This is a genomic window from Enterobacter sp. V87_3 (assembly GCF_029967835.1).
GTDB classification, from domain to species: domain Bacteria; phylum Pseudomonadota; class Gammaproteobacteria; order Enterobacterales; family Enterobacteriaceae; genus Enterobacter; species Enterobacter cancerogenus.
The window spans coordinates 72,146-98,232 of record NZ_JASCAM010000011.1; the positions used below are offsets into that span (position 1 = coordinate 72,146).

23 protein-coding genes are annotated in these 26,087 nt (G+C 56.6%); 17 read left to right on the forward strand and 6 right to left on the reverse strand.

The genetic code is table 11. From position 1 onward, the window contains the following. Position 1: 1 nt before the first annotated feature. The 16 genes from QLG21_RS03555 to mutT all read left to right on the forward strand — a co-directional run bounded on the left by QLG21_RS03555 (position 2) and on the right by mutT (position 20,074). Positions 2-1,768: a peptidoglycan glycosyltransferase FtsI gene (locus QLG21_RS03555; RefSeq protein ID WP_006173859.1), complete on the forward strand. Its 1,767-nt coding sequence runs from the start codon at positions 2-4 to the stop codon at positions 1,766-1,768. After that, positions 1,755-3,242: a UDP-N-acetylmuramoyl-L-alanyl-D-glutamate--2,6-diaminopimelate ligase gene (gene murE / locus QLG21_RS03560; RefSeq protein ID WP_042319266.1), complete on the forward strand. Its 1,488-nt coding sequence runs from the start codon at positions 1,755-1,757 to the stop codon at positions 3,240-3,242. Before QLG21_RS03555 ends, murE begins: the two co-directional genes overlap by 14 nt. Then, positions 3,239-4,597, forward strand: coding sequence for a UDP-N-acetylmuramoyl-tripeptide--D-alanyl-D-alanine ligase (gene murF / locus QLG21_RS03565; protein WP_058609677.1), 1,359 nt, complete (start codon positions 3,239-3,241; stop codon positions 4,595-4,597). The genes murE and murF overlap by 4 nt, the downstream gene beginning before the upstream one ends. Continuing rightward, entirely contained in the window at positions 4,591-5,673 is a 1,083-nt protein-coding gene (mraY, locus tag QLG21_RS03570; RefSeq protein WP_003856353.1) for a phospho-N-acetylmuramoyl-pentapeptide-transferase, read from the forward strand. The genes murF and mraY overlap by 7 nt, the downstream gene beginning before the upstream one ends. A gap of 2 nt (positions 5,674-5,675) precedes the next feature. Next, a complete protein-coding gene (gene murD, locus QLG21_RS03575; protein WP_006173855.1) occupies positions 5,676-6,992 on the forward strand; it encodes a UDP-N-acetylmuramoyl-L-alanine--D-glutamate ligase in 1,317 nt (438 codons plus the stop codon). Then, on the forward strand, positions 6,992-8,236 hold the full coding sequence (ftsW, locus tag QLG21_RS03580) for a cell division protein FtsW (protein ID WP_102891427.1): 1,245 nt from the start codon (positions 6,992-6,994) through the stop codon (positions 8,234-8,236). The genes murD and ftsW overlap by 1 nt, the downstream gene beginning before the upstream one ends. Beyond that, positions 8,233-9,297, forward strand: a complete 1,065-nt coding sequence (gene murG / locus QLG21_RS03585; RefSeq protein ID WP_058609678.1) for an undecaprenyldiphospho-muramoylpentapeptide beta-N-acetylglucosaminyltransferase — start codon at positions 8,233-8,235, stop codon at positions 9,295-9,297. Before ftsW ends, murG begins: the two co-directional genes overlap by 4 nt. 59 nt (positions 9,298-9,356) lie before the next feature. Beyond that, positions 9,357-10,832: a UDP-N-acetylmuramate--L-alanine ligase gene (murC, locus tag QLG21_RS03590; protein ID WP_088208867.1), complete on the forward strand. Its 1,476-nt coding sequence runs from the start codon at positions 9,357-9,359 to the stop codon at positions 10,830-10,832. After that, entirely contained in the window at positions 10,825-11,745 is a 921-nt protein-coding gene (locus QLG21_RS03595; protein ID WP_137849585.1) for a D-alanine--D-alanine ligase, read from the forward strand. The genes murC and QLG21_RS03595 overlap by 8 nt, the downstream gene beginning before the upstream one ends. 1 nt (position 11,746) lies before the next feature. Further along, entirely contained in the window at positions 11,747-12,589 is an 843-nt protein-coding gene (gene ftsQ, locus QLG21_RS03600; protein WP_006173847.1) for a cell division protein FtsQ, read from the forward strand. Then, complete coding sequence (gene ftsA / locus QLG21_RS03605; RefSeq protein ID WP_006173845.1) at positions 12,586-13,842, forward strand: cell division protein FtsA; 1,257 nt, start codon at positions 12,586-12,588, stop codon at positions 13,840-13,842. The genes ftsQ and ftsA overlap by 4 nt, the downstream gene beginning before the upstream one ends. 63 nt (positions 13,843-13,905) lie before the next feature. After that, positions 13,906-15,057, forward strand: coding sequence for a cell division protein FtsZ (gene ftsZ / locus QLG21_RS03610; RefSeq protein ID WP_006173842.1), 1,152 nt, complete (start codon positions 13,906-13,908; stop codon positions 15,055-15,057). Positions 15,058-15,158: 101 nt separating this feature from the next. After that, positions 15,159-16,076, forward strand: coding sequence for a UDP-3-O-acyl-N-acetylglucosamine deacetylase (gene lpxC / locus QLG21_RS03615; protein WP_006173839.1), 918 nt, complete (start codon positions 15,159-15,161; stop codon positions 16,074-16,076). Between the two features lie 278 nt (positions 16,077-16,354). Next, a complete protein-coding gene (gene secM, locus QLG21_RS03620) occupies positions 16,355-16,858 on the forward strand; it encodes a secA translation cis-regulator SecM (protein ID WP_220711069.1) in 504 nt (167 codons plus the stop codon). A 60-nt stretch (positions 16,859-16,918) separates the two neighbouring features. Next, positions 16,919-19,624, forward strand: a complete 2,706-nt coding sequence (gene secA, locus QLG21_RS03625; protein WP_282483896.1) for a preprotein translocase subunit SecA — start codon at positions 16,919-16,921, stop codon at positions 19,622-19,624. Between the two features lie 57 nt (positions 19,625-19,681). Next, positions 19,682-20,074 carry an 8-oxo-dGTP diphosphatase MutT gene (mutT, locus tag QLG21_RS03630; RefSeq protein ID WP_282483932.1) on the forward strand — a complete coding sequence of 131 codons (393 nt, stop codon included), beginning with the start codon at positions 19,682-19,684 and terminating at the stop codon, positions 20,072-20,074. A 1-nt stretch (position 20,075) separates the two neighbouring features. Here the strand turns inward: mutT and yacG are convergent, their stop codons facing one another. From yacG to coaE, 3 genes are read right to left on the reverse strand one after another with little or no spacing between them, the layout of a single operon-like run. Then, on the reverse strand, positions 20,076-20,270 hold the full coding sequence (gene yacG, locus QLG21_RS03635) for a DNA gyrase inhibitor YacG (RefSeq protein ID WP_006173828.1): 195 nt from the start codon (positions 20,268-20,270) through the stop codon (positions 20,076-20,078). Positions 20,271-20,279: 9 nt separating this feature from the next. Further along, entirely contained in the window at positions 20,280-21,023 is a 744-nt protein-coding gene (gene zapD, locus QLG21_RS03640; protein WP_042320460.1) for a cell division protein ZapD, read from the reverse strand. Continuing rightward, positions 21,023-21,643 (reverse strand): dephospho-CoA kinase, encoded by a 621-nt coding sequence (gene coaE / locus QLG21_RS03645; RefSeq protein ID WP_102891424.1) that lies wholly within the window; start codon positions 21,641-21,643, stop codon positions 21,023-21,025. The genes zapD and coaE overlap by 1 nt, the downstream gene beginning before the upstream one ends. A gap of 228 nt (positions 21,644-21,871) precedes the next feature. Here coaE and QLG21_RS03650 point away from each other — a divergent pair, with 228 nt between their 5' ends. Next, on the forward strand, positions 21,872-22,915 hold the full coding sequence (locus QLG21_RS03650) for a GMP reductase (RefSeq protein ID WP_006173824.1): 1,044 nt from the start codon (positions 21,872-21,874) through the stop codon (positions 22,913-22,915). Between the two features lie 31 nt (positions 22,916-22,946). On the opposite strand, the gene hofC is transcribed toward QLG21_RS03650, so the two are convergent. From hofC to ppdD, 3 genes are read right to left on the reverse strand one after another with little or no spacing between them, the layout of a single operon-like run. Continuing rightward, the gene (hofC, locus tag QLG21_RS03655; protein ID WP_137849581.1) at positions 22,947-24,143 is read right to left on the reverse strand and encodes a protein transport protein HofC; all 1,197 of its coding nucleotides are present in this window, start codon (positions 24,141-24,143) and stop codon (positions 22,947-22,949) included. Continuing rightward, the gene (gspE, locus tag QLG21_RS03660; protein WP_282483897.1) at positions 24,133-25,515 is read right to left on the reverse strand and encodes a type II secretion system protein GspE; all 1,383 of its coding nucleotides are present in this window, start codon (positions 25,513-25,515) and stop codon (positions 24,133-24,135) included. Before gspE ends, hofC begins: the two co-directional genes overlap by 11 nt. A 12-nt stretch (positions 25,516-25,527) precedes the next feature. Next, positions 25,528-25,965 (reverse strand): prepilin peptidase-dependent pilin, encoded by a 438-nt coding sequence (gene ppdD / locus QLG21_RS03665; protein WP_058609685.1) that lies wholly within the window; start codon positions 25,963-25,965, stop codon positions 25,528-25,530. Positions 25,966-26,087: the final 122 nt, after the last annotated feature.

The following is a 26,087-nucleotide window of genomic DNA, read 5'->3' on the forward strand; positions in this document are numbered from 1 at the left end:
CATGAAAGCAGCGGCAAAAACGCTAAAACCAAAACGTCAGGAAGAACAGGCCAACTTTGTAAGTTGGCGTTTTGCGTTGCTTTGCGGCTGCATTTTACTGGCGCTGGGGTTCCTGCTGGGACGCGTGGCGTGGTTGCAAATCATCGCCCCTGACATGCTGGTGCGCCAGGGCGACATGCGTTCTCTGCGCGTTCAGGAAGTGTCTACCTCTCGCGGCATGATCACTGACCGCTCTGGCCGTCCGCTGGCGGTGAGCGTGCCGGTAAAAGCCATTTGGGCTGACCCTAAAGAGCTGCACGACGCGGGTGGTATCACGCTTGATAACCGCTGGAAAGCGCTCTCCGATGCGCTGAAAATGCCGCTGGATCAGCTGGCATCGCGCGTTAACGCTAACCCGAAAGGGCGTTTTATCTATCTGGCGCGTCAGGTTAACCCTGACATGGCGGATTACATCAAAAAGCTCAAGCTGCCGGGGATTCACCTGCGTGAGGAGTCACGCCGTTATTATCCTTCCGGCGAAGTAACCGCTCACCTCATCGGCTTTACCAACGTCGATAGTCAGGGGATCGAGGGCGTCGAAAAAAGCTTTGATAAGTGGCTGACCGGCCAGCCGGGCGAGCGCATCGTGCGTAAAGACCGCTACGGTCGCGTCATTGAGGATATCTCTTCCACGGACAGCCAGGCCGCGCATAACCTGGCCCTGAGCATTGATGAACGCCTGCAGGCGCTGGTCTACCGCGAGCTGAACAACGCCGTGGCCTTTAATAAGGCGGAATCCGGCAGCGCCGTCCTGGTTGATGTCAACACGGGCGAAGTGCTGGCGATGGCCAGCAGCCCCTCTTACAACCCGAATAATTTCGCAGGCACTGCAAAAGATGCGATGCGTAACCGGTCGATTACTGACGTTTTCGAACCGGGCTCAACCGTAAAACCGATGGTGGTGATGACCGCGCTTCAGCGTGGCATTGTCAATGAAAGTACCGTTCTGAATACGATTCCTTACCGCATTAACGGCCATGAAATCAAAGACGTGGCCCGTTACAGCGAACTGACCCTCACCGGGGTCTTACAGAAGTCGAGTAACGTCGGTGTTTCAAAGCTGGCGTTAGCGATGCCGTCCTCAGCGTTAGTAGAGACTTACTCACGTTTTGGGCTGGGAAAAGCGACCAATTTGGGGTTGGTCGGAGAACGCAGTGGCTTATATCCTCAAAAACAACGGTGGTCTGACATAGAGAGGGCCACCTTCTCTTTCGGCTACGGGCTAATGGTAACCCCGTTACAGTTAGCGCGAGTCTACGCAACGATTGGCAGCTATGGCGTTTACCGTCCGCTGTCGATCACCAAAGTTGATCCACCGGTTCCGGGCGAGCGTATTTTCCCGGAATCCATCGTGCGTACCGTGGTGCATATGATGGAAAGCGTGGCGCTGCCCGGCGGCGGCGGCGTGAAGGCGGCGATCAAAGGCTATCGCATCGCCATTAAAACCGGTACGGCGAAAAAAGTGGGGCCGGATGGCCGCTACATCAATAAATACATTGCCTATACCGCAGGCGTTGCACCTGCCAGCAATCCGCGTTTTGCGCTGGTGGTGGTGATTAACGATCCGCAGGCGGGTAAATACTACGGTGGCGCCGTTTCCGCGCCTGTGTTCGGAGCCATCATGGGCGGCGTGTTGCGCACCATGAATATCGAACCGGATGCGCTGGCGACGGGCGAGAAAAGTGAATTTGTAATTAATCAAGGCGAGGGTACAGGTGGCAGATCGTAATTTGCGCGACCTTCTCGCTCCGTGGGTGCCAAACGCACCCGCGCGAGCGCTACGAGAGATGATTCTGGACAGCCGCGTTGCGGCTTCTGGCGATCTTTTTGTGGCTGTAGTAGGTCATCAGGCGGACGGGCGTCGTTATATCCCGCAGGCGATTGCGCAAGGTGTTGCTGCCGTTATTGCTGAGGCGAAAGATGAGGCAACCGACGGCGAAATCCGTGAAATGCACGGCGTGCCGGTTATCTACCTCAGCCAGCTGAATGAGCGTCTCTCCGCACTGGCAGGACGTTTTTATCATGAGCCCTCCGACCAGCTTCGTCTGGTGGGCGTTACGGGCACCAACGGAAAAACAACCACCACGCAGTTGATGGCGCAATGGGCTCAGCTGCTGGGTGAAACCGGCGCGGTAATGGGCACGGTCGGTAATGGCCTGCTGGGCAACGTTAGCCCGACGGAAAATACCACCGGCTCGGCGGTAGATGTGCAGCATGTGCTTGCCGGTCTGGCAGAGCAGGGGGCGAGCTTCGCCGCAATGGAGGTTTCCTCCCACGGGCTGGTGCAGCACCGCGTGGCTGCGCTGAAATTTGCCGCTTCCGTGTTCACCAACCTCAGCCGCGATCATCTTGATTATCACGGCGATATGGAGCATTACGAAGCCGCGAAATGGCTGCTCTATTCCACCCACCATCACGGCGAGGCTATCGTTAACGCCGATGATGAAGTCGGACGCCGCTGGCTGGCGAAGCTGCCGGACGCGGTTGCCGTATCGATGGAAGACCATATTAACCCGAACTGCCATGGCCGCTGGCTGAAAGCGGTTGAGGTGAAGTATCACGACCGCGGAGCGACTATTCGCGTTGCGTCGTCATGGGGCGAAGGCGAGATCGAAAGCCGCCTGATGGGCGCATTCAACGTCAGCAACCTGCTGCTGGCGCTGGCGACGCTGCTGGCGCTGGGGTACCCGATGGCGGAGTTGCTGAAAACGGCGGAGCGTCTGCAGCCGGTGTGTGGCCGTATGGAAGTGTTTAGCGCGCCGGGTAAACCGACCGTGGTCGTGGATTATGCCCACACCCCGGATGCGCTGGAAAAAGCGCTGGAAGCGGCACGTCTGCACTGCGCCGGTAAACTCTGGTGCGTGTTTGGCTGCGGCGGCGATCGTGACAAAGGCAAGCGTCCGCTGATGGGGGCGATTGCGGAACAGTTCGCGGACATTCCGGTGGTGACCGATGACAACCCGCGTACCGAAGAGCCGCGCGCCATCATCAACGACATTCTGGCCGGTATGCTCGACGCTGGCCGCGCCCGCGTGGTGGAAGGCCGCGCGGAAGCCGTCACCAACGCCATTATGCAGGCGCAGGAGAACGACGTCGTTCTGCTGGCCGGTAAAGGGCATGAAGATTATCAGATCGTTGGCAACCGCCGTCTGGACTACTCCGACCGCGTAACGGCAGCACGTCTGCTGGGAGTTGTAGCATGATTAGCATTACGCTAAGCCAGGCCGCAGCCATCCTGAAGGGGACGCTGCAGGGCCAGGATCTGACCATTGACGACGTAACGACCGATACCCGCAAAGTGACCGCGGGTTGCCTGTTTGTGGCGCTGAAAGGCGAGCGTTTTGATGCGCACGATTTTGTCGATAGCGCTAAAGAGAACGGCGCAGGTGCGCTGCTGGTAAGCCGCAAGCTCGACATCGATCTGCCGCAGATTGTGGTGAAAGATACCCGCCTGGCGTTTGGCGAACTGGCGGCGTGGGTACGCCAGCAGGTTCCGGCTCGCGTTGTGGCGCTGACGGGATCGTCCGGCAAAACCTCGGTCAAAGAGATGACGGCAGCGATTCTCGGCCAGTGCGGAAACACGCTGTATACCGCAGGTAACCTCAACAATGACATCGGCGTGCCGATGACACTGCTGCGTCTGACCAAAGAACATGAATTTGCGGTAATTGAATTAGGGGCCAACCATCAGGGCGAAATCGCCTGGACGGTGAGCCTGACGCGTCCGGAAGCGGCGCTGGTGAATAACCTGGCGGCTGCGCACCTGGAAGGGTTCGGCTCGCTGGAAGGCGTGGCGAAAGCCAAGGGCGAAATCTACACTGGCCTGCCTGCTGACGGTATCGCCATTATGAACGCCGACAATAACGACTGGCTGAACTGGCAGAGCATCATTGGTTCGCGTAAGACCTGGCGCTTTTCCCCAAATGCCGCCAACAGCGATTTTACGGCAACCAATATCCATGTGACGTCGCACGGCACCGAGTTCACGCTCAACACCCCAACGGGTGGTGTGGATGTGCTGCTGCCGTTGCCGGGTCGCCATAACATCGCGAATGCGCTTGCAGCAGCGGCGTTATCAATGGCCGTGGGCGCGTCGCACGACGCCATCAAAACCGGGCTGGCGAATCTCAAAGCCGTGCCGGGGCGTCTGTTCCCCATCCCGCTGGCAGAAAACAAACTGCTGCTGGACGACTCCTACAATGCCAACGTCGGTTCTATGACCGCAGCTGTGCAAGTGCTGTCGGAAATGCCGGGATACCGCGTCATGGTTGTCGGTGATATGGGCGAACTGGGCGATGAGAGCGAAGCCTGCCATATCCAGGTGGGCGAGGCGGCGAAAGCGGCGGGTCTGGATTGCGTGCTGAGCGCAGGAAAATTGAGTCAGGCGATTTCTCAGGCCAGCGGCGTTGGCGAGCATTTTGCGACCAAAGCCGAATTGATTGAACGCCTCAACGCGTTAATTGCAGAAAAACAAATTGTGACTGTGTTAGTGAAAGGTTCACGTAGTGCCGCCATGGAAGAGGTTGTGCACGCATTACAGGAGAACGGAACATGTTAGTTTGGCTGGCCGAGCATTTGGTCAAATATTATTCAGGCTTTAACGTCTTTTCCTATCTGACGTTTCGCGCCATCGTCAGCCTGCTGACTGCGCTGTTCATCTCCTTGTGGATGGGCCCGCGCATGATTGCCCGTCTGCAAAAACTCTCTTTCGGCCAGGTTGTGCGTAACGATGGCCCGGAATCTCACTTCAGCAAGCGCGGTACGCCGACCATGGGCGGGATTATGATCCTGACCGCTATCGTCGTGTCCGTACTGCTGTGGGCTTACCCGTCAAACCCTTACGTCTGGTGCGTGCTGACCGTGCTGGTCGGCTACGGGATTATTGGTTTTGTCGATGACTACCGTAAGGTGGTGCGCAAAGATACCAAAGGCCTGATTGCCCGCTGGAAATATTTCTGGATGTCGGTGATTGCGCTGGGCGTCGCCTTCGCGCTGTATCTGGCAGGTAAGGATACCCCGGCTACCGAGCTGGTGGTGCCCTTCTTCAAAGACGTGATGCCGCAGCTGGGGCTGTTCTACATCCTGCTGGCGTACTTCGTGATTGTTGGTACCGGTAACGCCGTCAACCTGACGGATGGTCTGGATGGCCTGGCGATTATGCCTACCGTTTTTGTCGCGGGTGGTTTTGCGCTGGTCGCCTGGGCGACAGGCAACATGAACTTTGCCAACTATCTGCACATTCCTTACCTGCGTCACGCCGGTGAACTGGTGATTGTCTGTACGGCGATCGTCGGGGCGGGGCTGGGCTTCCTGTGGTTCAACACCTATCCGGCGCAGGTCTTTATGGGCGACGTCGGTTCGCTGGCCCTGGGCGGCGCGCTCGGCATTATCGCCGTGCTGCTGCGTCAGGAGTTCCTGCTGGTGATCATGGGCGGCGTGTTTGTGGTGGAGACCCTGTCGGTCATTCTGCAGGTGGGTTCCTTCAAGCTGCGCGGACAGCGCATCTTCCGCATGGCACCGATTCACCATCACTATGAACTGAAAGGCTGGCCGGAGCCGCGCGTGATTGTGCGCTTCTGGATTATTTCGCTGATGCTGGTCCTGATTGGCCTGGCAACGCTGAAGGTACGTTAATCATGGCAGATTACCAGGGTAAAAAAGTCGTTATCATCGGGTTAGGCCTGACCGGCCTCTCCTGCGTGGACTTTTTCCTCGCGCGGGGTGTAACGCCGCGGGTGATGGATACGCGTGTTTCTCCGCCGGGTCTGGACACGCTGCCAGAGCAGGTTGAACGCCACCTTGGTGGTCTGAATGATGACTGGCTGCTGGCCGCCGATCTGATTGTTGCCAGCCCGGGTATGGCGCTGGCACACCCTTCGTTAAGCGCTGCTGCCGATGCGGGCGTTGAGATTGTCGGTGATATTGAACTGTTCTGCCGGGAAGCGCAGGCCCCCATCATTGCGATTACCGGTTCAAACGGCAAAAGCACCGTCACCACGCTGGTGGGCGAGATGGCAAAAGCCGCGGGCATGAACGTGGGCGTGGGCGGGAATATCGGCCTGCCGGCGCTGATGCTGCTGGATAAAGGCTGTGAGCTGTACGTGCTCGAACTCTCCAGCTTCCAGCTGGAAACCACCACCAGTTTGCATGCCGCCGCGGCGACGATCCTCAACGTGACCGAAGATCATATGGATCGATATCCGTTTGGTTTGCAGCAGTACCGCGCGGCCAAGCTGCGCGTGTATGAAAATGCCAAAGTCTGCGTGGTCAACGCCGATGATGCGCTCACCATGCCGGTGCGCGGCGCGGACGATCGTTGTATCAGCTTTGGCATCACTATGGGCGATTATCACCTGAACCGTCAGTTGGGCGAAACCTGGTTGCGCGTGAAGGGTGAGAAAGTGCTGAACGTGAAAGAGATGAAACTGTCCGGCCAGCATAACTATACCAACGCCCTGGCGGCGCTGGCGCTGGCGGATGCGGTGGGGTTGCCGCGCTCTTCCAGCCTGCAGGCGCTGACCACTTATTCAGGTCTGGCACACCGTTTCCAGCTGGCGCTGGAGCACAACGGGGTGCGCTGGATCAACGACTCCAAAGCCACGAACGTCGGCAGTACCGAGGCCGCGCTGAATGGCCTGCACGTTGACGGTACGCTGCATCTGCTGCTGGGTGGCGATGGCAAATCAGCCGATTTCTCCTCGCTGAAGCAGTACCTCGCGGGCGATAACATCCGCCTGTACTGTTTCGGACGCGATGGCGGCGAGCTGGCGCAGCTGCGCCCTGAGATTGCCGAGCAAACAGAGACCATGGAGCAGGCGATGCGCCTGATTGCGCCGCGCGTTCAGCCCGGCGATATGGTGCTGCTTTCTCCTGCCTGCGCCAGCCTCGATCAATTCAAGAATTTTGAGCAGCGGGGCGATATCTTCACCCGCCTGGCGAAGGAGTTAGGCTGATGCGTTTCTCTCTCCCTCGCCTGAGAATGCCGCGTCTGCCGGGGTTTGGCATCCTGGTATGGCTTTTCGCGGCGCTAAAAGGCTGGGTCATGGCCTCCCGGGACAAAGATTCCGATAGCCTGGTGATGTACGACCGCATGCTGTTCTGGCTCACGCTGGGGCTGGCGGCGATCGGCTTTATCATGGTGACCTCGGCATCGATGCCTGTCGGGCAGCGTCTGGCTAACGATCCGTTCCTGTTTGCCAAGCGTGACGGCCTGTACATTATTCTGGCGTTCTGCCTGGCGATGATAACCCTGCGTCTGCCGATGGAGTTCTGGCAGCGCCACAGTACCGCGATGCTGATTGCCTCGATCATCATGCTGCTGATCGTGCTGGTTGTCGGCAGCTCCGTAAACGGGGCATCGCGCTGGATTGCTTTTGGTCCGCTGCGTATTCAGCCAGCAGAGTTCACCAAGCTCTCGCTGTTCTGTTACCTGGCGAACTACCTGGTGCGTAAAGTTGACGAAGTGCGTAACAACCTTCGCGGCTTCTTAAAGCCGATGGGCGTGATTTTGGTTCTCGCCGTTCTGCTGCTGGCGCAGCCTGACCTCGGTACGGTGGTAGTGCTGTTTGTGACCACGCTGGCGATGCTGTTCCTGGCGGGTGCGAAGCTGTGGCAGTTTATCGCGATTATCGGCATGGGGATTTCTGCAGTGGTACTGCTGATCCTCGCTGAGCCATACCGTATTCGCCGTGTGACCTCGTTCTGGAACCCGTGGGAAGACCCGTTCGGCAGCGGCTACCAGCTGACGCAGTCGCTGATGGCATTTGGCCGCGGCGAAGTCTGGGGACAAGGCCTGGGCAACTCCGTTCAAAAACTGGAGTATTTACCTGAGGCGCACACCGACTTCATCTTCTCCATTATTGGGGAAGAACTGGGTTATATCGGTGTGGTATTGGCACTATTAATGGTATTCTTCGTCGCTTTCCGCGCCATGTCGATTGGCCGGAAAGCGCTGGAAATCGATCACCGCTTCTCAGGTTTTCTGGCCTGCTCAATTGGTATCTGGTTTAGCTTCCAGGCATTGGTTAACGTCGGGGCCGCAGCAGGTATGCTGCCGACCAAAGGTCTGACGTTGCCGTTAATCAGCTATGGTGGCTCCAGCCTGTTGATTATGTCGACGGCGATCATGTTCTTGTTACGTATTGATTATGAAACGCGTCTGGAAAAAGCCCAGGCGTTTACACGAGGTTCACGATGAATCAACCGAAGCGGTTAATGGTGATGGCAGGCGGTACGGGCGGGCATGTGTTCCCCGGACTTGCGGTTGCGCACCATTTAATGGATCAGGGCTGGCAGGTACGCTGGCTGGGAACCGCAGACCGCATGGAAGCCGACCTGGTACCGAAGCACGGTATTGAGATCGACTTTATTCGTATTTCTGGCCTGCGCGGAAAAGGTATCAAGGCGCAGTTGCTGGCACCGGTGCGGATCTTCAACGCCTGGCGTCAGGCCCGTGCCATTATGAAACGCTTTAAACCCGACGTTGTGCTGGGCATGGGCGGCTATGTCTCGGGTCCTGGCGGGCTGGCGGCGTGGTCGCTGGGCATTCCTGTCGTTCTGCACGAGCAGAACGGCATCGCCGGGCTGACCAACAAATGGCTGGCGAAAATCGCCACCAAGGTGATGCAGGCCTTCCCGGGTGCATTTCCAAAAGCAGACGTTGTGGGCAACCCGGTGCGCGTTGACGTGCTGGCGCTGCCGCTGCCTGATGCTCGCCTGACGGGCCGTGAAGGGCCGGTGCGTGTGCTGGTCGTCGGCGGCTCTCAGGGCGCGCGTATTTTAAACCAGACGATGCCGCAGGCGGCCGCAAAGCTGGGTGATGCCGTGACGATCTGGCATCAAAGCGGAAAAGGCGCTCAGCAGATGGTAGAGCAGCTGTACGCAGAGCACGGCCAGCCGCAGCATAAAGTGACGGAGTTTATCGATGACATGGCCGCAGCCTACGCCTGGGCCGATGTCGTGGTGTGTCGTTCTGGCGCACTGACGGTGAGCGAAATCGCCGCCGCCGGTTTACCCGCGCTATTTGTGCCTTTCCAGCACAAAGACCGACAGCAGTACTGGAATGCGCTGCCGCTTGAGAAAGCCGGAGCAGCCAAAATTTTTGAGCAGCCACAATTTACCGCCGATGCGGTCGCCACCACTCTGGCGGGCTGGGACAGAGACGCATTGCTGAAGATGGCCGAACGCGCGCGCGCGACCGCCATCCCGGATGCGACGGAACGGGTAGCAAAAGAAGTGAGCCTGGCAGCCCAGGCTTAACCCTCGCAGCGCGTGTTGCGCTGCACGAATTTTTTAAAGTAGTCGATGGCGTTTAGAGAATGAATACACAACAACTGGCAAAACTGCGTTCAATCGTGCCCGAGATGCGTCGTGTCCGGCACATTCACTTTGTTGGCATCGGTGGTGCTGGCATGGGCGGTATTGCCGAAGTGTTGGCGAACGAAGGTTATCAGATCAGTGGTTCCGATCTGGCGCCAAACCCGGTCACCCAGCAGCTGGCGTCGCTTGGGGCGACTATCTATTTTAACCATCGCCCGGAAAACGTCAGCGATGCGAGCGTGGTTGTTGTCTCCAGCGCCATCTCTTCAGATAACCCGGAAATCGTTGCCGCGCACGAAGCGCGCATTCCGGTGATCCGCCGCGCTGAAATGCTGGCGGAGCTGATGCGTTTTCGTCATGGCATTGCGGTTGCCGGTACGCATGGAAAAACCACGACCACGGCGATGGTTTCAAGCATCTACGCAGAAGCGGGCCTGGATCCGACGTTTGTTAACGGTGGCCTGGTCAAAGCGGCGGGCGTGCATGCGCGTCTGGGCCACAGCCGGTACCTGATTGCGGAAGCGGATGAAAGCGATGCGTCGTTCCTGCATCTGCAGCCGATGGTGGCGATTGTCACCAATATCGAAGCCGACCATATGGATACCTACCAGGGCGACTTCGAAAATTTAAAACAGACCTTTATTAATTTCCTGCACAATCTGCCGTTTTATGGTCGTGCGGTGATGTGCGTTGACGATCCGGTGATCCGCGAGCTGCTGCCGCGTGTTGGCCGTCAAATCACTACATACGGTTTTAGCGAAGACGCTGACGTGCGGGTGGAAGAGTACAAACAATCTGGCGCGCAGGGGCATTTCACGCTTGCCCGTCAGGATAAAGAATTGCTGCACGTTACCCTTAATGCGCCAGGGCGCCATAATGCCCTGAACGCCGCGGCGGCAGTAGCCGTTGCGACGGAAGAGGGCATTGATGACGAGGCGATCCTGCGCGCGCTGGAGAGCTTCCAGGGTACAGGTCGTCGCTTCGACTTCCTCGGTGAGTTCCCGCTGGATGCCGTAAACGGTAAATCCGGGAGCGCCATGCTGGTGGACGACTACGGTCACCATCCGACCGAAGTCGATGCCACGATCAAAGCCGCGCGTGCTGGCTGGCCGGACAAAAACCTGGTGATGATTTTCCAGCCGCACCGCTTTACGCGCACCCGCGATCTCTATGACGACTTCGCCAACGTATTGTCTCAGGTCGATACGCTGCTCATGCTGGATGTATATTCAGCAGGTGAAACTCCGATTCCGGGTGCAGACAGCCGTTCTTTGTGTCGTACCATTCGTGGACGCGGTAAAGTGGATCCTATTTTGGTTCCAGAGCCCGCTCAGGTGGCTGAAATTCTGGCACCGGTACTGACCGGTAACGATTTGATTCTGATTCAGGGTGCGGGAAATATCGGCAAAATCGCCCGTACCTTAGCCGAAATCAAACTGAAGCCGCAAACTCACGAGGACGAGCGTCATGGCTGATAAGATTGCGGTCCTGTTTGGCGGGACGTCCGCTGAACGCGATGTTTCCCTGAACTCAGGCGCTGCCGTACTGGCGGGCCTGCGTGAAGGCGGCGTGGATGCGCACCCGGTCGATCCTAAAGACGTGGATGTGACGCAGCTGAAAACGATGGGCTTTGATAAGGTCTTTATCGCGCTGCACGGCCGCGGCGGTGAAGACGGCACCCTGCAAGGGCTGCTGGAACTCATCGGCCTGCCGTACACCGGCAGCGGCGTAATGGCCTCGGCGATCTCAATGGATAAACTGCGCAGCAAACTGCTGTGGCAGGGCGCGGGTTTACCCGTTGCGCCATGGGTTGCCCTGACGCGTCGCGAATATGAAATGGGCCTTAACGATAGCGTTAATGGACGCATTGCGGCGCTGGGGTTACCGGTTATTGTTAAGCCGAGCCGTGAAGGGTCGAGCGTTGGTATGTCGAAAGTCGATAAAGCGGGGGATTTACCCGCCGCGTTAGCACTGGCATTTCAACATGATGAAGAAGTTTTAATCGAAAAATGGCTTAGCGGGCCAGAATATACCGTGGCGATGCTCGGTGAAGAAATTTTACCGTCAATTCGCATCCAACCCGCTGGCGTCTTCTATGATTATGAGGCGAAGTATCTCTCTGATGAGACGCAATATTTTTGCCCATCAGGTTTAGAAGATCAACGTGAGGCTGATTTACGCGCTCTGGTGCTTAAAGCCTGGACTGTTTTAGGCTGCCGGGGATGGGGAAGAATTGACGTGATGCTCGACGGTGACGGGCAATTTTATCTGCTGGAAGCGAATACCTCGCCGGGCATGACCAGCCACAGCCTTGTGCCGATGGCGGCGCGTCAGGCGGGCATGAGCTTCTCCCAGCTTGTTGTACGCATACTGGACCAGGCGGGCTGATATGTCTCAGGCTGCATTGAACACGCGCAACCGCGACGAAGAAGAAGAATATACGTCTTCGCGCCGGAGTAATGGAACGCGTCTTGCAGGGATCCTCTTCCTGCTGGGGGTGCTGTGCACCGTGTTTATCAGCGGCTGGATGGTGCTGGGGTGGATGGAAGATGCGCAGCGGTTACCGCTCTCGAAGCTGGTGGTGACCGGTGAGCGCCACTACACGCGTAACGATGATATTCGCCAGTCGATCCTGGCGCTGGGCTCGCCCGGCACCTTTATGACTCAGGATGTGAATATCATTCAGAGTCAGATTGAACGTCTGCCGTGGATAAAACAGGCGAGCGTCAGAAAGCAATGGCCTGATGAATTGAAGATTCATCTGGTTGAATATGTGCCCATTGCGCGTTGGAATGATCAGCACATGGTAGACGTGGATGGAAATTCCTTCAGCGTGCCGAGCGATCGTGTCAGCAAGCAAAATTTACCGATGTTGTATGGCCCGGAAGGTAGCGAAAACGAAGTGTTGCAGGGTTTTCGTGATATGGGCCAGGTGCTGGCTAAGGACCGCTTTACGTTAAAAGAGGCAGCGATGACGGCGCGCCGCTCATGGCAGTTGACGTTAACGAACGGCATTAAGCTTAACCTTGGTCGCGGCGACACAATGAAACGTCTGGCGCGTTTTGTCGAACTTTACCCGGTTTTACAACAGCAGGCGCAGACGGACGGCAAACGGATAAGCTACGTTGATTTGCGCTATGACTCAGGCGCAGCAGTCGGTTGGGAGCCGGCTCCGGTCGAGGAACCTAATCAGCAACAGAATCAGGCACAGGTACAGGCAAAACAACAATGATCAAGGCGACGGACAGAAAACTGGTAGTTGGACTGGAGATTGGCACCGCAAAGGTTGCCGCTTTAGTAGGGGAAGTTCTGCCCGACGGTATGGTCAATATCATTGGCGTGGGCAGTTGCCCGTCCAGGGGTATGGACAAAGGTGGGGTAAACGACCTTGAGTCGGTGGTGAAATGCGTTCAGCGCGCCATCGACCAGGCTGAACTGATGGCCGATTGCCAGATTTCTTCTGTCTATCTGGCCCTGTCTGGCAAGCACATCAGCTGCCAGAACGAAATTGGTATGGTGCCGATTTCAGAAGAAGAAGTGACGCAGGAAGACGTTGAAAACGTTGTGCATACGGCGAAGTCCGTGCGCGTGCGCGATGAGCATCGCGTGCTGCATGTGATCCCACAGGAATATGCGATCGACTATCAGGAAGGGATCAAGAATCCGGTCGGTCTTTCCGGCGTGCGTATGCAGGCAAAAGTGCACCTGATCACATGTCACAACGATATGGCGAAGAACATTGTAAAAGCCGTTGAACGTTGTGGTCTGAAAGTTGACCAACTTATTTTCGCCGGTCTGGCCGCAAGCTATTCTGTGCTGACCGAAGATGAACGTGAACTGGGCGTCTGTGTGGTCGATATTGGTGGTGGTACAATGGACATGGCCGTCTATACCGGCGGTGCGTTGCGCCACACCAAAGTGATCCCGTACGCAGGGAACGTTGTGACCAGCGATATTGCTTACGCTTTTGGTACGCCACCGAGTGATGCAGAAGCGATTAAAGTGCGCCACGGTTGTGCACTTGGCTCTATCGTAGGTAAAGATGAGAGCGTTGAAGTACCGAGTGTGGGCGGTCGTCCGCCGCGCAGCCTTCAGCGCCAGACGTTGGCAGAGGTGATTGAGCCGCGCTATACCGAGCTGCTCAACCTGGTTAACGAAGAGATTTTGCAGTTGCAGGAGCAGCTTCGCCAGCAGGGTGTGAAACACCATCTCGCGGCGGGGATTGTATTAACCGGCGGGGCAGCGCAAATTGAAGGTCTTGCGGCCTGCGCTCAGCGCGTGTTCCATACGCAGGTGCGTATTGGTGCGCCGCTGAATATCACCGGGTTAACGGATTATGCTCAGGAGCCGTACTATTCAACGGCCGTGGGCCTGCTGCACTACGGGAAAGAATCCCATCTGAGTGGTGAAGCAGAAGTGGAAAAACGCGTATCAGTGGGGTCGTGGGTCAAACGACTGAACAACTGGTTGCGAAAAGAGTTTTAATTTTTTTAAGAGACCGGAGAGAATTAGCGGTCTCGGGCGACAGGCACAACGGAGAGAGAAATTATGTTTGAACCTATGGAACTGACCAACGACGCGGTGATTAAAGTCATCGGCGTCGGTGGCGGCGGCGGTAACGCCGTAGAGCATATGGTGCGCGAGCGCATTGAAGGTGTTGAATTTTTCGCAGTTAACACCGATGCACAGGCACTGCGTAAGACGGCCGTAGGCCAGACGATTCAGATCGGTGGTGGCATCACCAAAGGTCTGGGTGCTGGGGCTAACCCTGAAGTCGGTCGTAACGCCGCTGAAGAAGATCGTGAAGCCCTGCGTGCCGCGCTGGACGGTGCAGACATGGTCTTCATCGCAGCGGGCATGGGCGGCGGTACCGGCACCGGTGCAGCGCCTGTTGTGGCAGAAGTGGCTAAAGATTTAGGTATTCTGACCGTTGCCGTCGTGACCAAGCCTTTCAACTTTGAAGGCAAGAAGCGTATGGCTTTCGCGGAGCAGGGTATCACCGAGCTGTCCAAGCACGTGGACTCTCTGATTACTATCCCGAACGACAAGCTGTTGAAAGTTCTGGGTCGCGGTATCTCCCTGCTTGACGCCTTTGGCGCAGCAAACGACGTGCTGAAAGGCGCAGTCCAGGGTATCGCTGAACTGATTACCCGTCCTGGCCTGATGAACGTTGACTTTGCAGACGTTCGCACCGTGATGTCCGAAATGGGCTACGCGATGATGGGCTCTGGCGTGGCAAGCGGTGAAGACCGTGCGGAAGAAGCGGCTGAAATGGCGATCTCTTCTCCACTGCTGGAAGATATCGATCTGTCCGGCGCGCGCGGCGTGCTGGTCAACATTACCGCTGGCTTTGACCTGCGTCTGGATGAGTTCGAAACCGTGGGTAACACTATCCGTGCGTTCGCGTCCGACAACGCAACCGTGGTTATCGGTACATCCCTTGACCCGGAAATGAACGACGAGCTGCGCGTAACGGTTGTTGCCACCGGTATCGGTATGGACAAGCGCCCTGAGATCACCCTGGTGACCAACAAACAGACTCAGCAGCCGGTAATGGATCGTTACCAGCAGCACGGTATGGCTCCGCTGACGCAAGAGCAAAAACCTGCCGCGAAAGTGGTTAACGATAACACGCCACAAACTGCGAAAGAGCCAGATTATCTGGACATCCCGGCGTTCCTGCGTAAGCAAGCTGACTAAGAATTGGCTGGAATTTGGGGATTTTCGCTCTTTGTGCTAAACTGGCCCACCGTTAGTGATATACACTTTCGGTTGGATAGTTAATTTGGCGAGATTATACGATGATCAAACAAAGGACACTTAAACGTATCGTTCAGGCGACGGGTGTCGGTTTACATACCGGCAAGAAAGTCACACTGACGTTACGCCCTGCGCCGGCCAATACCGGGGTCATCTATCGTCGCACCGACTTGAATCCACCGGTAGATTTTCCGGCCGATGCCAAATCTGTGCGTGATACTATGCTCTGTACTTGCCTGGTGAATGAGCATGACGTGCGGATTTCTACCGTAGAGCACCTGAACGCCGCCCTGGCGGGTCTGGGTATCGACAACATTATGGTTGAAGTCGATGCGCCAGAAATCCCGATTATGGATGGTAGTGCTGCTCCGTTCGTTTATCTGTTGCTGGATGCCGGCATTGAAGAACTGAACTGCGCGAAGAAATTTGTTCGCATCAAAGAGACCGTTCGTGTCCAGGATGGCGACAAGTGGGCTGAATTCAAACCGTACAATGGTTTCTCGTTGGACTTTACCATCGACTTTAACCATCCGGCGATTGATGCCAGCACCCAACGCTATGCGATGAACTTCTCTGCTGATGCGTTTATGCGCCAGATCAGTCGTGCTCGTACGTTTGGCTTCATGCGTGATATCGAATATCTGCAGTCCCGTGGTTTGTGCCTGGGCGGCAGCTTCGATTGTGCCATCGTTGTTGACGATTATCGCGTACTGAACGAAGACGGCCTGCGTTTTGAAGATGAATTCGTTCGTCACAAAATGCTGGATGCTATCGGCGACCTCTTCATGTGTGGTCACAATATCATTGGTGCATTTACCGCGTTTAAATCCGGTCATGCGCTGAACAACAAATTGTTGCAGGCCGTCCTGGCGAAACAGGAAGCCTGGGAATATGTGACCTTCGAAGACGAAGCAGAACTGCCGCTGGCGTTCAAAGCACCCAATACGGTCCTGGCGTAACGCTCAATCCGTTGCGTAAAAAATCGACTGGTTAACCTGGTACTCTCTCCGGCCAGGGAAACCAGTCGTTTTTATTTTTACCTTTCTCAGATCTGTTCCCGTTTTCCTGTCGCCTTTGTCTGGCGCTGAAAATCCGTGCGTTAGCTGCATTCTTGACCGTTTTTCCTCGCTGCAACTCGTCATTCCTGCTGATGTGCATTGGCTTTAGTGGTAATATCTGGGCGCTAAAAGAATAATTGATCCCGGCCTGTATCAGGCTGGCTTATGTGGTGGAGCAGGTGAGCGGAATACTGACGCGCTGGCGACAATTTGGCAGACGTTATTTCTGGCCGCATCTCTTATTAGGGATGGTCGCGGCGAGCCTCGGCTTGCCTGCGCTCAGCAACAGCGCTCAGGCGGACACGCCAACCAAAGCTTCCACCAGTAAACACGATCTCAGCACGCGGGTTAACATTACTAACCTCGCGTGGCTTGAAGCCAATCGCCGGCCTAATTACTCGGTTGATTACTGGCACCAGCACGCCATCCGCACGGTTATTCGCCATCTGTCATTCGCAATGGCACCGCAGACGATGCCGGTGGCGGAACAGACGCTGCCTGCTCAGGTACAGCACCTTGCCCTGCTGGACACGCTCAATGCCCTGCTGACGCAGGATAGCCAGCCGCCGGTCGCTGTACGCCAGAAGACGCACGTTGCGTTCGTTTCTCCCGCCACATTCTCTGTTTCCTCATGGATCAGCCAGGCTCACGGTATTCGCGCCGGGCCTCAGCGCCTCAGCTAAATTAACCCTTTTTCAATACCTTAATTTATCTGCCCGCACTGGGGCGTTTGAGAATTTATTATGCTAATCAAATTATTAACCAAAGTTTTTGGTAGCCGTAACGATCGTACCCTGCGCCGCATGCGCAAAGCTGTCTCCGTTATCAATGGCATGGAACCGGCGATGGAGAAGCTGTCTGATGATGAGCTGAAAGCCAAGACCGTGGAATTCCGCGCACGTCTGGAGAAAGGTGAAACCTTAGAAAGCCTGATCCCGGAAGCTTTCGCCGTTGTGCGTGAAGCCAGTAAGCGCGTGTTCGGTATGCGCCACTTCGACGTTCAGCTGCTGGGCGGTATGGTGCTTAACGAACGCTGCATCGCGGAAATGCGTACCGGTGAAGGTAAAACCCTGACCGCAACGCTGCCGGCTTACCTGAACGCGCTGACCGGTAAAGGCGTTCACGTGGTTACCGTCAACGACTATCTGGCACAGCGTGACGCCGAAAACAACCGCCCGCTGTTCGAGTTCCTGGGCCTGACCGTGGGCATCAACATGTCCGGTCTGCCTGCTCCAGCTAAGCGTGAAGCCTATAACGCGGACATCACGTACGGTACCAACAACGAATACGGTTTCGACTACCTGCGTGACAACATGGCGTTCAGCCCGGAAGAGCGCGTACAGCGTAAACTGCACTATGCGCTGGTGGATGAGGTGGACTCCATCCTGATCGATGAAGCGCGTACCCCGCTGATCATCTCCGGCCCGGCCGAAGACAGCTCCGAAATGTACCGCAAAGTCGATAAAATCATTCCGCACCTCCTGCGCCAGGAAAAAGAAGACTCCGACACCTTCCAGGGTGAAGGTCACTTCTCCGTGGATGAAAAAGCACGTCAGGTCAACCTGACCGAGCGCGGTCTGGTTCAGATTGAAGAATTGCTGGTTGAACAGGGCATCATGGAAGAGGGTGAGTCACTGTACTCTCCGACCAACATCATGCTGATGCACCATGTGACGGCGGCGCTGCGCGCCCACGCGCTGTTCACCCGCGACGTTGACTACATCGTGAAAGACGGTGAAGTGATCATCGTTGACGAACACACTGGCCGTACCATGCAGGGCCGTCGCTGGTCCGATGGTCTGCACCAGGCCGTTGAAGCCAAAGAAGGCGTTGAGATCCAGAACGAAAACCAGACGCTGGCCTCCATCACCTTCCAGAACTACTTCCGTCTGTACGAGAAGCTGGCCGGGATGACCGGTACTGCGGATACCGAAGCGTTTGAATTCAGCTCCATCTACAAGCTGGATACCGTGGTGGTACCGACCAACCGTCCAATGATCCGTAAGGACATGCCGGATCTGGTCTACATGACCGAAGCAGAAAAAATTCAGGCGATCATCGAAGATATTCGCGATCGTACCGCAGCAGGCCAGCCGGTGCTGGTGGGGACCATCTCCATCGAGAAATCCGAAGTGGTTTCAAACGAGCTGACCAAAGCGGGTATCAAACACAACGTTCTGAACGCCAAGTTCCACGCGAAAGAAGCGGATATCGTTGCGCAGGCGGGCTATCCGGGAGCCGTTACCATCGCCACCAACATGGCGGGTCGTGGTACCGACATCATGCTCGGCGGTAGCTGGCAGGCAGAAGTCGCTGAACTGGAAAACCCAACGCCAGAGCAGATCGCGCAGATCAAAGCCGACTGGCAGGTGCGTCACGATGCCGTTCTGGCTTCAGGCGGCTTGCATATTATCGGTACCGAACGTCACGAATCTCGTCGTATCGATAACCAGCTGCGTGGCCGTGCGGGTCGTCAGGGTGATGCCGGTTCTTCCCGTTTCTACCTGTCTATGGAAGATGCGCTGATGCGTATTTTCGCCTCTGACCGCGTGTCCGGCATGATGCGTAAACTGGGGATGAAACCAGGCGAAGCGATCGAGCACCCATGGGTAACCAAAGCGATTGCGAACGCCCAGCGTAAAGTGGAAAGCCGTAACTTCGATATTCGTAAGCAGCTGCTGGAATATGATGACGTAGCCAACGACCAGCGCCGTGCGATCTATACCCAGCGTAACGAACTGCTGGACGTGTCCGACGTAAGCGAAACCATTAACAGCATCCGTGAAGATGTCTTCAAGGCAACCATCGACGGCCATATTCCACCGCAATCTCTGGAAGAGATGTGGGATATCGAAGGCCTGCAGGAACGTCTGAAAAACGACTTCGACCTCGATCTGCCAATCAAAGAGTGGCTGGACAAAGAGCCTGAGCTGCACGAAGAGACGCTGCGTGAGCGTATCTTTGAAAACGCGCTGGAAGTGTATAAGCGCAAAGAAGAGGTGGTTGGCGCAGAGATGATGCGTCACTTCGAGAAAGGCGTGATGCTGCAAACGCTCGACTCCCTGTGGAAAGAGCACCTGGCGGCGATGGACTACCTGCGTCAGGGTATTCACCTGCGCGGCTATGCGCAGAAAGATCCGAAGCAGGAGTACAAGCGCGAATCCTTCTCCATGTTTGCCGCCATGCTGGAGTCGCTGAAGTATGAAGTGATCAGCACCCTGAGCAAAGTTCAGGTACGTATGCCTGAAGAAGTGGAAGCGATGGAAGAGCAGCGTCGCGAAGAGGCCGAGCGTCTGGCCCAGATGCAGCAGCTGAGCCACCAGACTGACGAGAGCGAAGCGGCGGTAGCGATTGCCGCGCAGACAGGCGATCGCAAAGTGGGCCGCAACGACCCATGCCCATGTGGTTCAGGCAAAAAATACAAGGCGTGCCACGGCCGCCTGAGCTAAGACGTTTACACACTGAAAAGGCGCAGATTACTGCGCCTTTTTTATGGAAGCGACATGATGAAAACACTGCAAATCGCCGTCGGGATTATCCGTAACCCGCAACATCAGATCTTCATTACCCAGCGTGCCGCCGACGCCCATATGGCGAATAAGTGGGAGTTTCCTGGCGGGAAAATAGAGTCAGGCGAAACGCCGGAACAGGCGCTGGTGCGCGAGCTTCAGGAAGAGGTGGGTATCAACCCGCTGGGCGCTACGCTGTTTGATAAGCTGGAGTATCAGTTTCCGGATCGCCACGTTACGCTGTGGTTCTGGCTGGTGGAAAACTGGGAAGGCGAGCCCTGGGGCAAAGAGGGGCAACCGGGTAACTGGGTTGCGCTTCAGGCGAGTGATGCGGAAAAATTCCCACCCGCCAATGCGCCCGTGATCACCCGGTTAGTAGAGGGCGGTTAACTTACCGCTGCTCTTCGCTCCAGTCGTCGCTGTCAGAAAGATCGCCTTCGCTCGGGATGCGTTTCTCTTCCGCGGCCCATTCGCCAAGGTCTATCAGCTGGCAGCGCTTGCAGCAGAACGGGCGAAACGGGCTGATTTCGCCCCAGACAACGGTTTTCCCACAGGTGGGGCAGCTTACGGTAGTAATGTCAGTCACGGGCACTCCTTAACAACAGGCCAGTTCAAAATCAAGGCGCTCCGGTACGGTGCCATTTTCGCTGTCGAGCGGCATAAAGCGGATCGCAAAACGGCTTTTATGGCCGGAAATTTGCGGATAGAGCTGCTCGCCAAGAGAGAGATTGAGGCGCAGCAGATCCGCGTCGTCGCCGTTATCCTGATAGAACCCGTTGAGGCTGGTCTGCTTGCGGAAAGGGGCCGAGTTGCGGATAAGATCAAGCACCAGCGTCAGGGCCTGATTCATTGGATCCAGGCTTGCCAGCCAGCTGTGCACCTGCGCGTCACGTTGCGCCTGCGGCATGTGCAGCCACATGTGAAGCGTCGGCAGGTCAAAGCTGCAGCAGCCGCCCGGAATACTCAGACGCTGGCGGACCAGGGCGATGAGGCGATCTTCACGTAAAAATTGCCCGACGCGCGGTGCGCCCATCAGGATCGTGCTGCTGTTTTTCAACTGCTGACGAAGCGAATCGATGCGGCTCTGGTCAACGCCAGGCACCTCTGCCCACGCCTGTAATTTACGCTGCTGGCGCTCCAGCTCTTTCAGCAATTCCGTGCGGACATCACCGCGTTCAATCACATCCAGCAAGTCGCCAATATTGCGGAAGAAGTGCAGTGCCGCGGCATGGTCGCTAATAGAGGGGTGATGTGAAAGCTGTTGGAGCAAAAACTCAATACGCAGCCAGGTACGCATTTTTTCATTAAGTGGATGCTCAAAAAGGATATGGGTCGACATCATGGTTTTTCCTGTGCAACGGCCTGCGCGGCGAACGACAGATACTGCTCATGCAGGCGGGCAACATCCGATGCGATGGCATCTGGTGCGCCGTTATTATCAATAACATCATCCGCTACGGCAAGGCGCGCATCGCGCGTGGCCTGAGCGGCAAGAATTTGTTCAGCATGCTCGCGCGAAACATTGTCGCGGGCCATGGTGCGCTGGATCTGCGTCTCGGGAGACACGTCGATCACCAGAACTCTGTCGGCTTTTCTCTGCAGCTGGTTTTCGACCAACAGTGGGACAACCCACAGAACATAGGGCGAGCGTGCTTCAGCGATCTGACGCTGGGTTTCCTGGTGGATAATGGGGTGGAGCAGGGCATTAAGCCAGACTTTTTCTGAAGAATCAGAAAAAATGTATTCGCGAAGCTGCCGACGGTTAAGCGTGCCATCCGCATTGAGGATGCGGCTGCCGAAATGCGTTTCGATGGCTTTTAGCGCTGGTGTATTCGGCTCTACCACCTGACGGGCAATAATATCGGCATCGATTATCGTGATGCCCAGACGAGAAAACGCGTTCGCAACGGTACTTTTACCACTACCGATGCCGCCGGTTAATGCGACGATGTACCCCATTAAATCAAATCCTGGGAATTATTCATTTTTAAAATCAGTTGCTTGAAATTCAAACATGCTGCACGCGATGTTTCGCTCCCTTTACCCGCCTTTTCTCAGGTAAATTTATAGGATTGTAGCGTAAAAAAAGAGATTTTCGCAGTCTTGCGGAGCAGGTATTAGTGCGTATGATAACGTCACTGGAGTTGTGCTTTTAACATTTTTGCCTCTAACCCCAGGAATCCGCACATGCGTATCGAAGAAGATCTGAAGTTAGGTTTCAAAGACGTTCTTATCCGCCCTAAACGCTCTACGCTGAAAAGTCGCTCAGACGTTGAACTCGATCGTCAATTCACCTTTAAACACTCCGGTCAGACCTGGTCTGGCGTGCCTATTATCGCGGCCAATATGGACACGGTGGGTACCTTTGCCATGGCAACAGCGCTGGCCAAATTTGACGTGCTGACCGCCGTGCATAAGCACTATAGCCCGGAAGAGTGGAACGAATTTGTCGCTGCTGCCTCTGATGAAGTGATTAAGCATGTGATGGTCTCTACCGGCACGTCCGATGCTGATTTCGAGAAAACCAAACAGATCCTGAACGCCAACCCGGCGCTGAATTTTGTTTGTATTGATGTTGCGAATGGTTATTCAGAACACTTCGTTCAGTTCGTCAGCAAAGCGCGTGAAGCCTGGCCGACAAAAACCATCATCGCGGGCAACGTGGTGACCGGCGAAATGTGTGAAGAGCTGATCCTCTCCGGCGCGGATATCGTGAAAGTGGGCATTGGCCCGGGTTCTGTCTGCACCACGCGTGTGAAAACCGGCGTCGGTTATCCGCAGCTGTCTGCGGTGATTGAGTGTGCGGATGCGGCACACGGCCTTGGCGGGCAGATCATCAGCGACGGCGGCTGCACCATGCCGGGCGATGTGGCTAAAGCTTTCGGCGGCGGCGCTGATTTCGTGATGCTTGGCGGTATGCTGGCAGGCCATGAAGAGAGCGGCGGTACCGTGGTGGAAGAAAACGGTGAGAAATTTATGCTGTTCTATGGCATGAGCTCTGAATCCGCGATGACGCGTCATGTCGGCGGCGTGGCAAAATACCGCGCGGCAGAAGGCAAAACCGTTAAGCTGCCACTGCGCGGCCCGGTAGAAAACACGGCGCGTGATATCCTCGGCGGCCTGCGTTCTGCCTGCACCTACGTGGGGGCCTCCCGCCTGAAAGAGCTGACTAAACGCACGACGTTTATTCGCGTTCAGGAACAGGAAAACCGCGTATTCAACAGCCTGTAATGGCTTTCGCTGGCGCATCCTTGCGCCAGCGCTATCCCGCGCTCATCGCATCGCCCAGATGAAAAATCGGCAGGTACATCGCCACCACCAGCGTCCCGATAATCACCCCCGTCACGATCAGCAGTAAAGGCTCAAGAAGCGCCGCCAGGTTGTCCGCCTGCTGGAGCGTCTGCTCCGTATGATGACGTGCCAGGTTTGCCAGCATCGCGTCGAGCGCGCCCGAGATTTCGCCGGTGCGAACCAGCTGAATGCACAGGGGCGTAAACACACCTGACTTCTGAAATGCAGACCAGACCGGCGACCCCTGCGCGACATCTTCACGGATCCCCGTCAGTAGCTCTTGCCAGAACAGGCTTTCAACGGTCTCCGCCGCGCTTTCCATGCCGTGTAAAAAGGCGATGCCTGCCTGCTGGGTCAGCGTCAGAACGGTAAAGATCTGTCCCAGTTTTTGCCCCCGTGCCAGCGCACCCAGGACCGGCAAACGCAGCAACAGACGCTGGCTGAATTGTTGCCATAGAGGATGCCGCCTGAGGCCATACGCGCCGATAAAAGGGGTAATGAACAGAACGATCAGTACGACCGCATGATGCTGAATGAACGCCGACAAGCGCATTACACTCTGCGTCAGCCAGGGGAGCGGCGTATTGAATGTGCTGTAGATGGCGGCGAACTCCGGCAGGACCAGCGTAACCATCGCCAGTACCACCGCTGCGGCCAGCGTCAGGATGATGATGGGGTAGCGCAGCGCCTTCATCACCTTTGCGCGCAGAAGTTGCTGAGACTTCTGCTGCTGTGCAAGCTGGCGGCAGCAGGTCTCCAGCTTACCCGTGAGCTCGCCCGTTTTGACCATCGCGACATACAGCGGAGGAAACACCTCGGGCCACTGTTTTAGGGCCTCAGAGAAGGCACACCCTTCGCTGAGGTCATCGGCAATGGCCTGCAGTAACGCCTGCCATTGCGGCAAAGGGTGCTGCTGTGCCAGCATCGCCAGGCTGCGCGACAGGGTCAGACCCGCCTGTAGCAGCGTGGCGAGCTGCTGGAAAATAGCGTAGCAGTGATCGATCTGCCAGCGCTGGCGTAACCTGCGGCGCTTGAGCGCCAGCGGATGCAGGTTTTTATGCATTAATGTGGCAAACGCCGCCTCGCGGTTTTGCGCCCACAGCGTTCCTTGCTGCAGTTCACCGTCGTGTGACAGCGCCCGCCATTGCCACAGCTGATTAGCAGTCATCAGGCATTCCCAGCACGCGCAGAAGCTCTTCGACGGTCGTGAGCCCTTGCTCCACGGCCAGGCAGCCGTGTTCAAACAGCGACAGCATACCCGCCTGACGGGCGCTCTCATTTATAATGTCACTCGTTGCGCCGCTGGCGATTGCCTGACGCAACGCATTGTCTATCGCCAGCACTTCAAAAATAGCCACGCGGCCATAAAAACCGTGATAGCAGCGATCGCAGCCTGAGGGCAGCCAGCGCGGCAGTGGCCGGGGCCACACCGAGCGGGGTAATTCCGTTTTGCTGCTCGCCTCTTTCCGGCAGTGTGGGCACAGGCGGCGAACCAGCCGTTGAGCTACAACCAGCGAGAGGGCGGAGGAGATCGTCCAGCGCGCAACCCCGATTTGTTGCAGACGGACAAGCGTTTCTGCCGTTGAGTTGGTGTGGAGCGTGGACAGAACCAGGTGTCCGGTTTGGGCGGCATTGATGGCAATTTCCGCCGTTTCGCCATCGCGGATCTCCCCCACCATGATGATGTCCGGATCCTGGCGCAGCAGCGCCCGCAGCACGCTCTGAAAGGTTAAGCCCGCACGCGGGTTGATTTGCGTCTGGTTTAACCCGGCGAGCGGAATTTCAATGGGGTCCTCCACGCTGCAAATATTCACCTCAGGCGCGTTACGTGCCTGCAGCGCGCTGTAGAGCGTGACGGTTTTGCCACTGCCGGTAGGTCCGGTGACCAAAATCAGCCCCTGTGGTTTGTGCAGGGCATCGGTGAAGCGCGCGAGCTGATCCGCACTCATCCCAAGTTGACCCACGTCCAGCGCCTGCTGGACCTGATGCAGCAGGCGCAGGACGATTTTTTCTCCGCCGCTGCACGGAAGGGTGGCGATACGAAAAGAGACGGGCTTCTCTGCCAGCTCGACCGTAAATTGTCCGTCCTGTGGCAGACGGCGCTCGGCAATATCCAAATCTCCCAGGACCTTTAGCCGGGCGATGAGCGTGTTCGCCAGCGCGGGCGCAAGCGGCGGCTGTGGGCAAAGCACGCCGTCGATACGTAAACGGATCTGGCAGGCGTGTTCTGACGGTTCGATATGAATATCCGAGGCGCGCTGGCTTAGCGCCTCGCGCAGCGTATTATTCAGGGCATCCACCGCAGTACGGGCGGCGGGAACCGCTGGCAGTGGAGAAGGCGAGGCGAACTGCCGCTGCTTTTCCATGCGCTCGGCGGTCCAGCATTCAATATCGATGCGCTTTTGCGTCGCGAAGCGTAACGCCTCCATCAGTTCCATCCCGGGATTGCCAACCACCGCAATGTCAATCATATCGTCGTCGCTGGTCAACAGCAGGGCATGGTGGCGCTGACAGAGCGCCGTGAGTTGTTCGGTATTCATCCTCGGCTCCTGTCAATGATCATCGAAGCGGAAGACGTCTTCGCAGGCCTGCTTCAGGGCGCTGTCGTCAGCGATATTGCAGTCGCGCTTCCAGCCCGTCATGCCGTTGCCCTCGTTCCACTGCGGCGTCATCACCACTTCAAGCCCGTTCAGACTCTCCTGGCCGGTTAACGTCACAATGCCTGACGCGACGCTCATGGCAGAGACATAGCGCGTCGTGGTGGCGGAAGGAATGCCGTTGCTGCCCGCGTCGCAGCGCTCCACACCCCCGTGATCCAGCGCGCACAGCTCAATGGCGGTGCGGTAGGGAACGAAGGTTTGCAGCATATCGGTGAGCGCGGCTTTTCGCAGGTAGTTCTGGTAGGCGGGTACACCAATGGCGCTCAGGATGGCAATAATGCCAATGACCACCATCAGCTCAATGAGCGTAAATCCGTGTTGTCTGTTCATATCTGCTCCTCAGATTAGGTGGCGCTACTTTGTCAGCAGGCGAGAAGACAGACGAGGGGCAAAAAAAGGAACGGGAAGAGGCTTTCAGGGATTTAATGCGTTGTTGCACACCAGGGCATTAT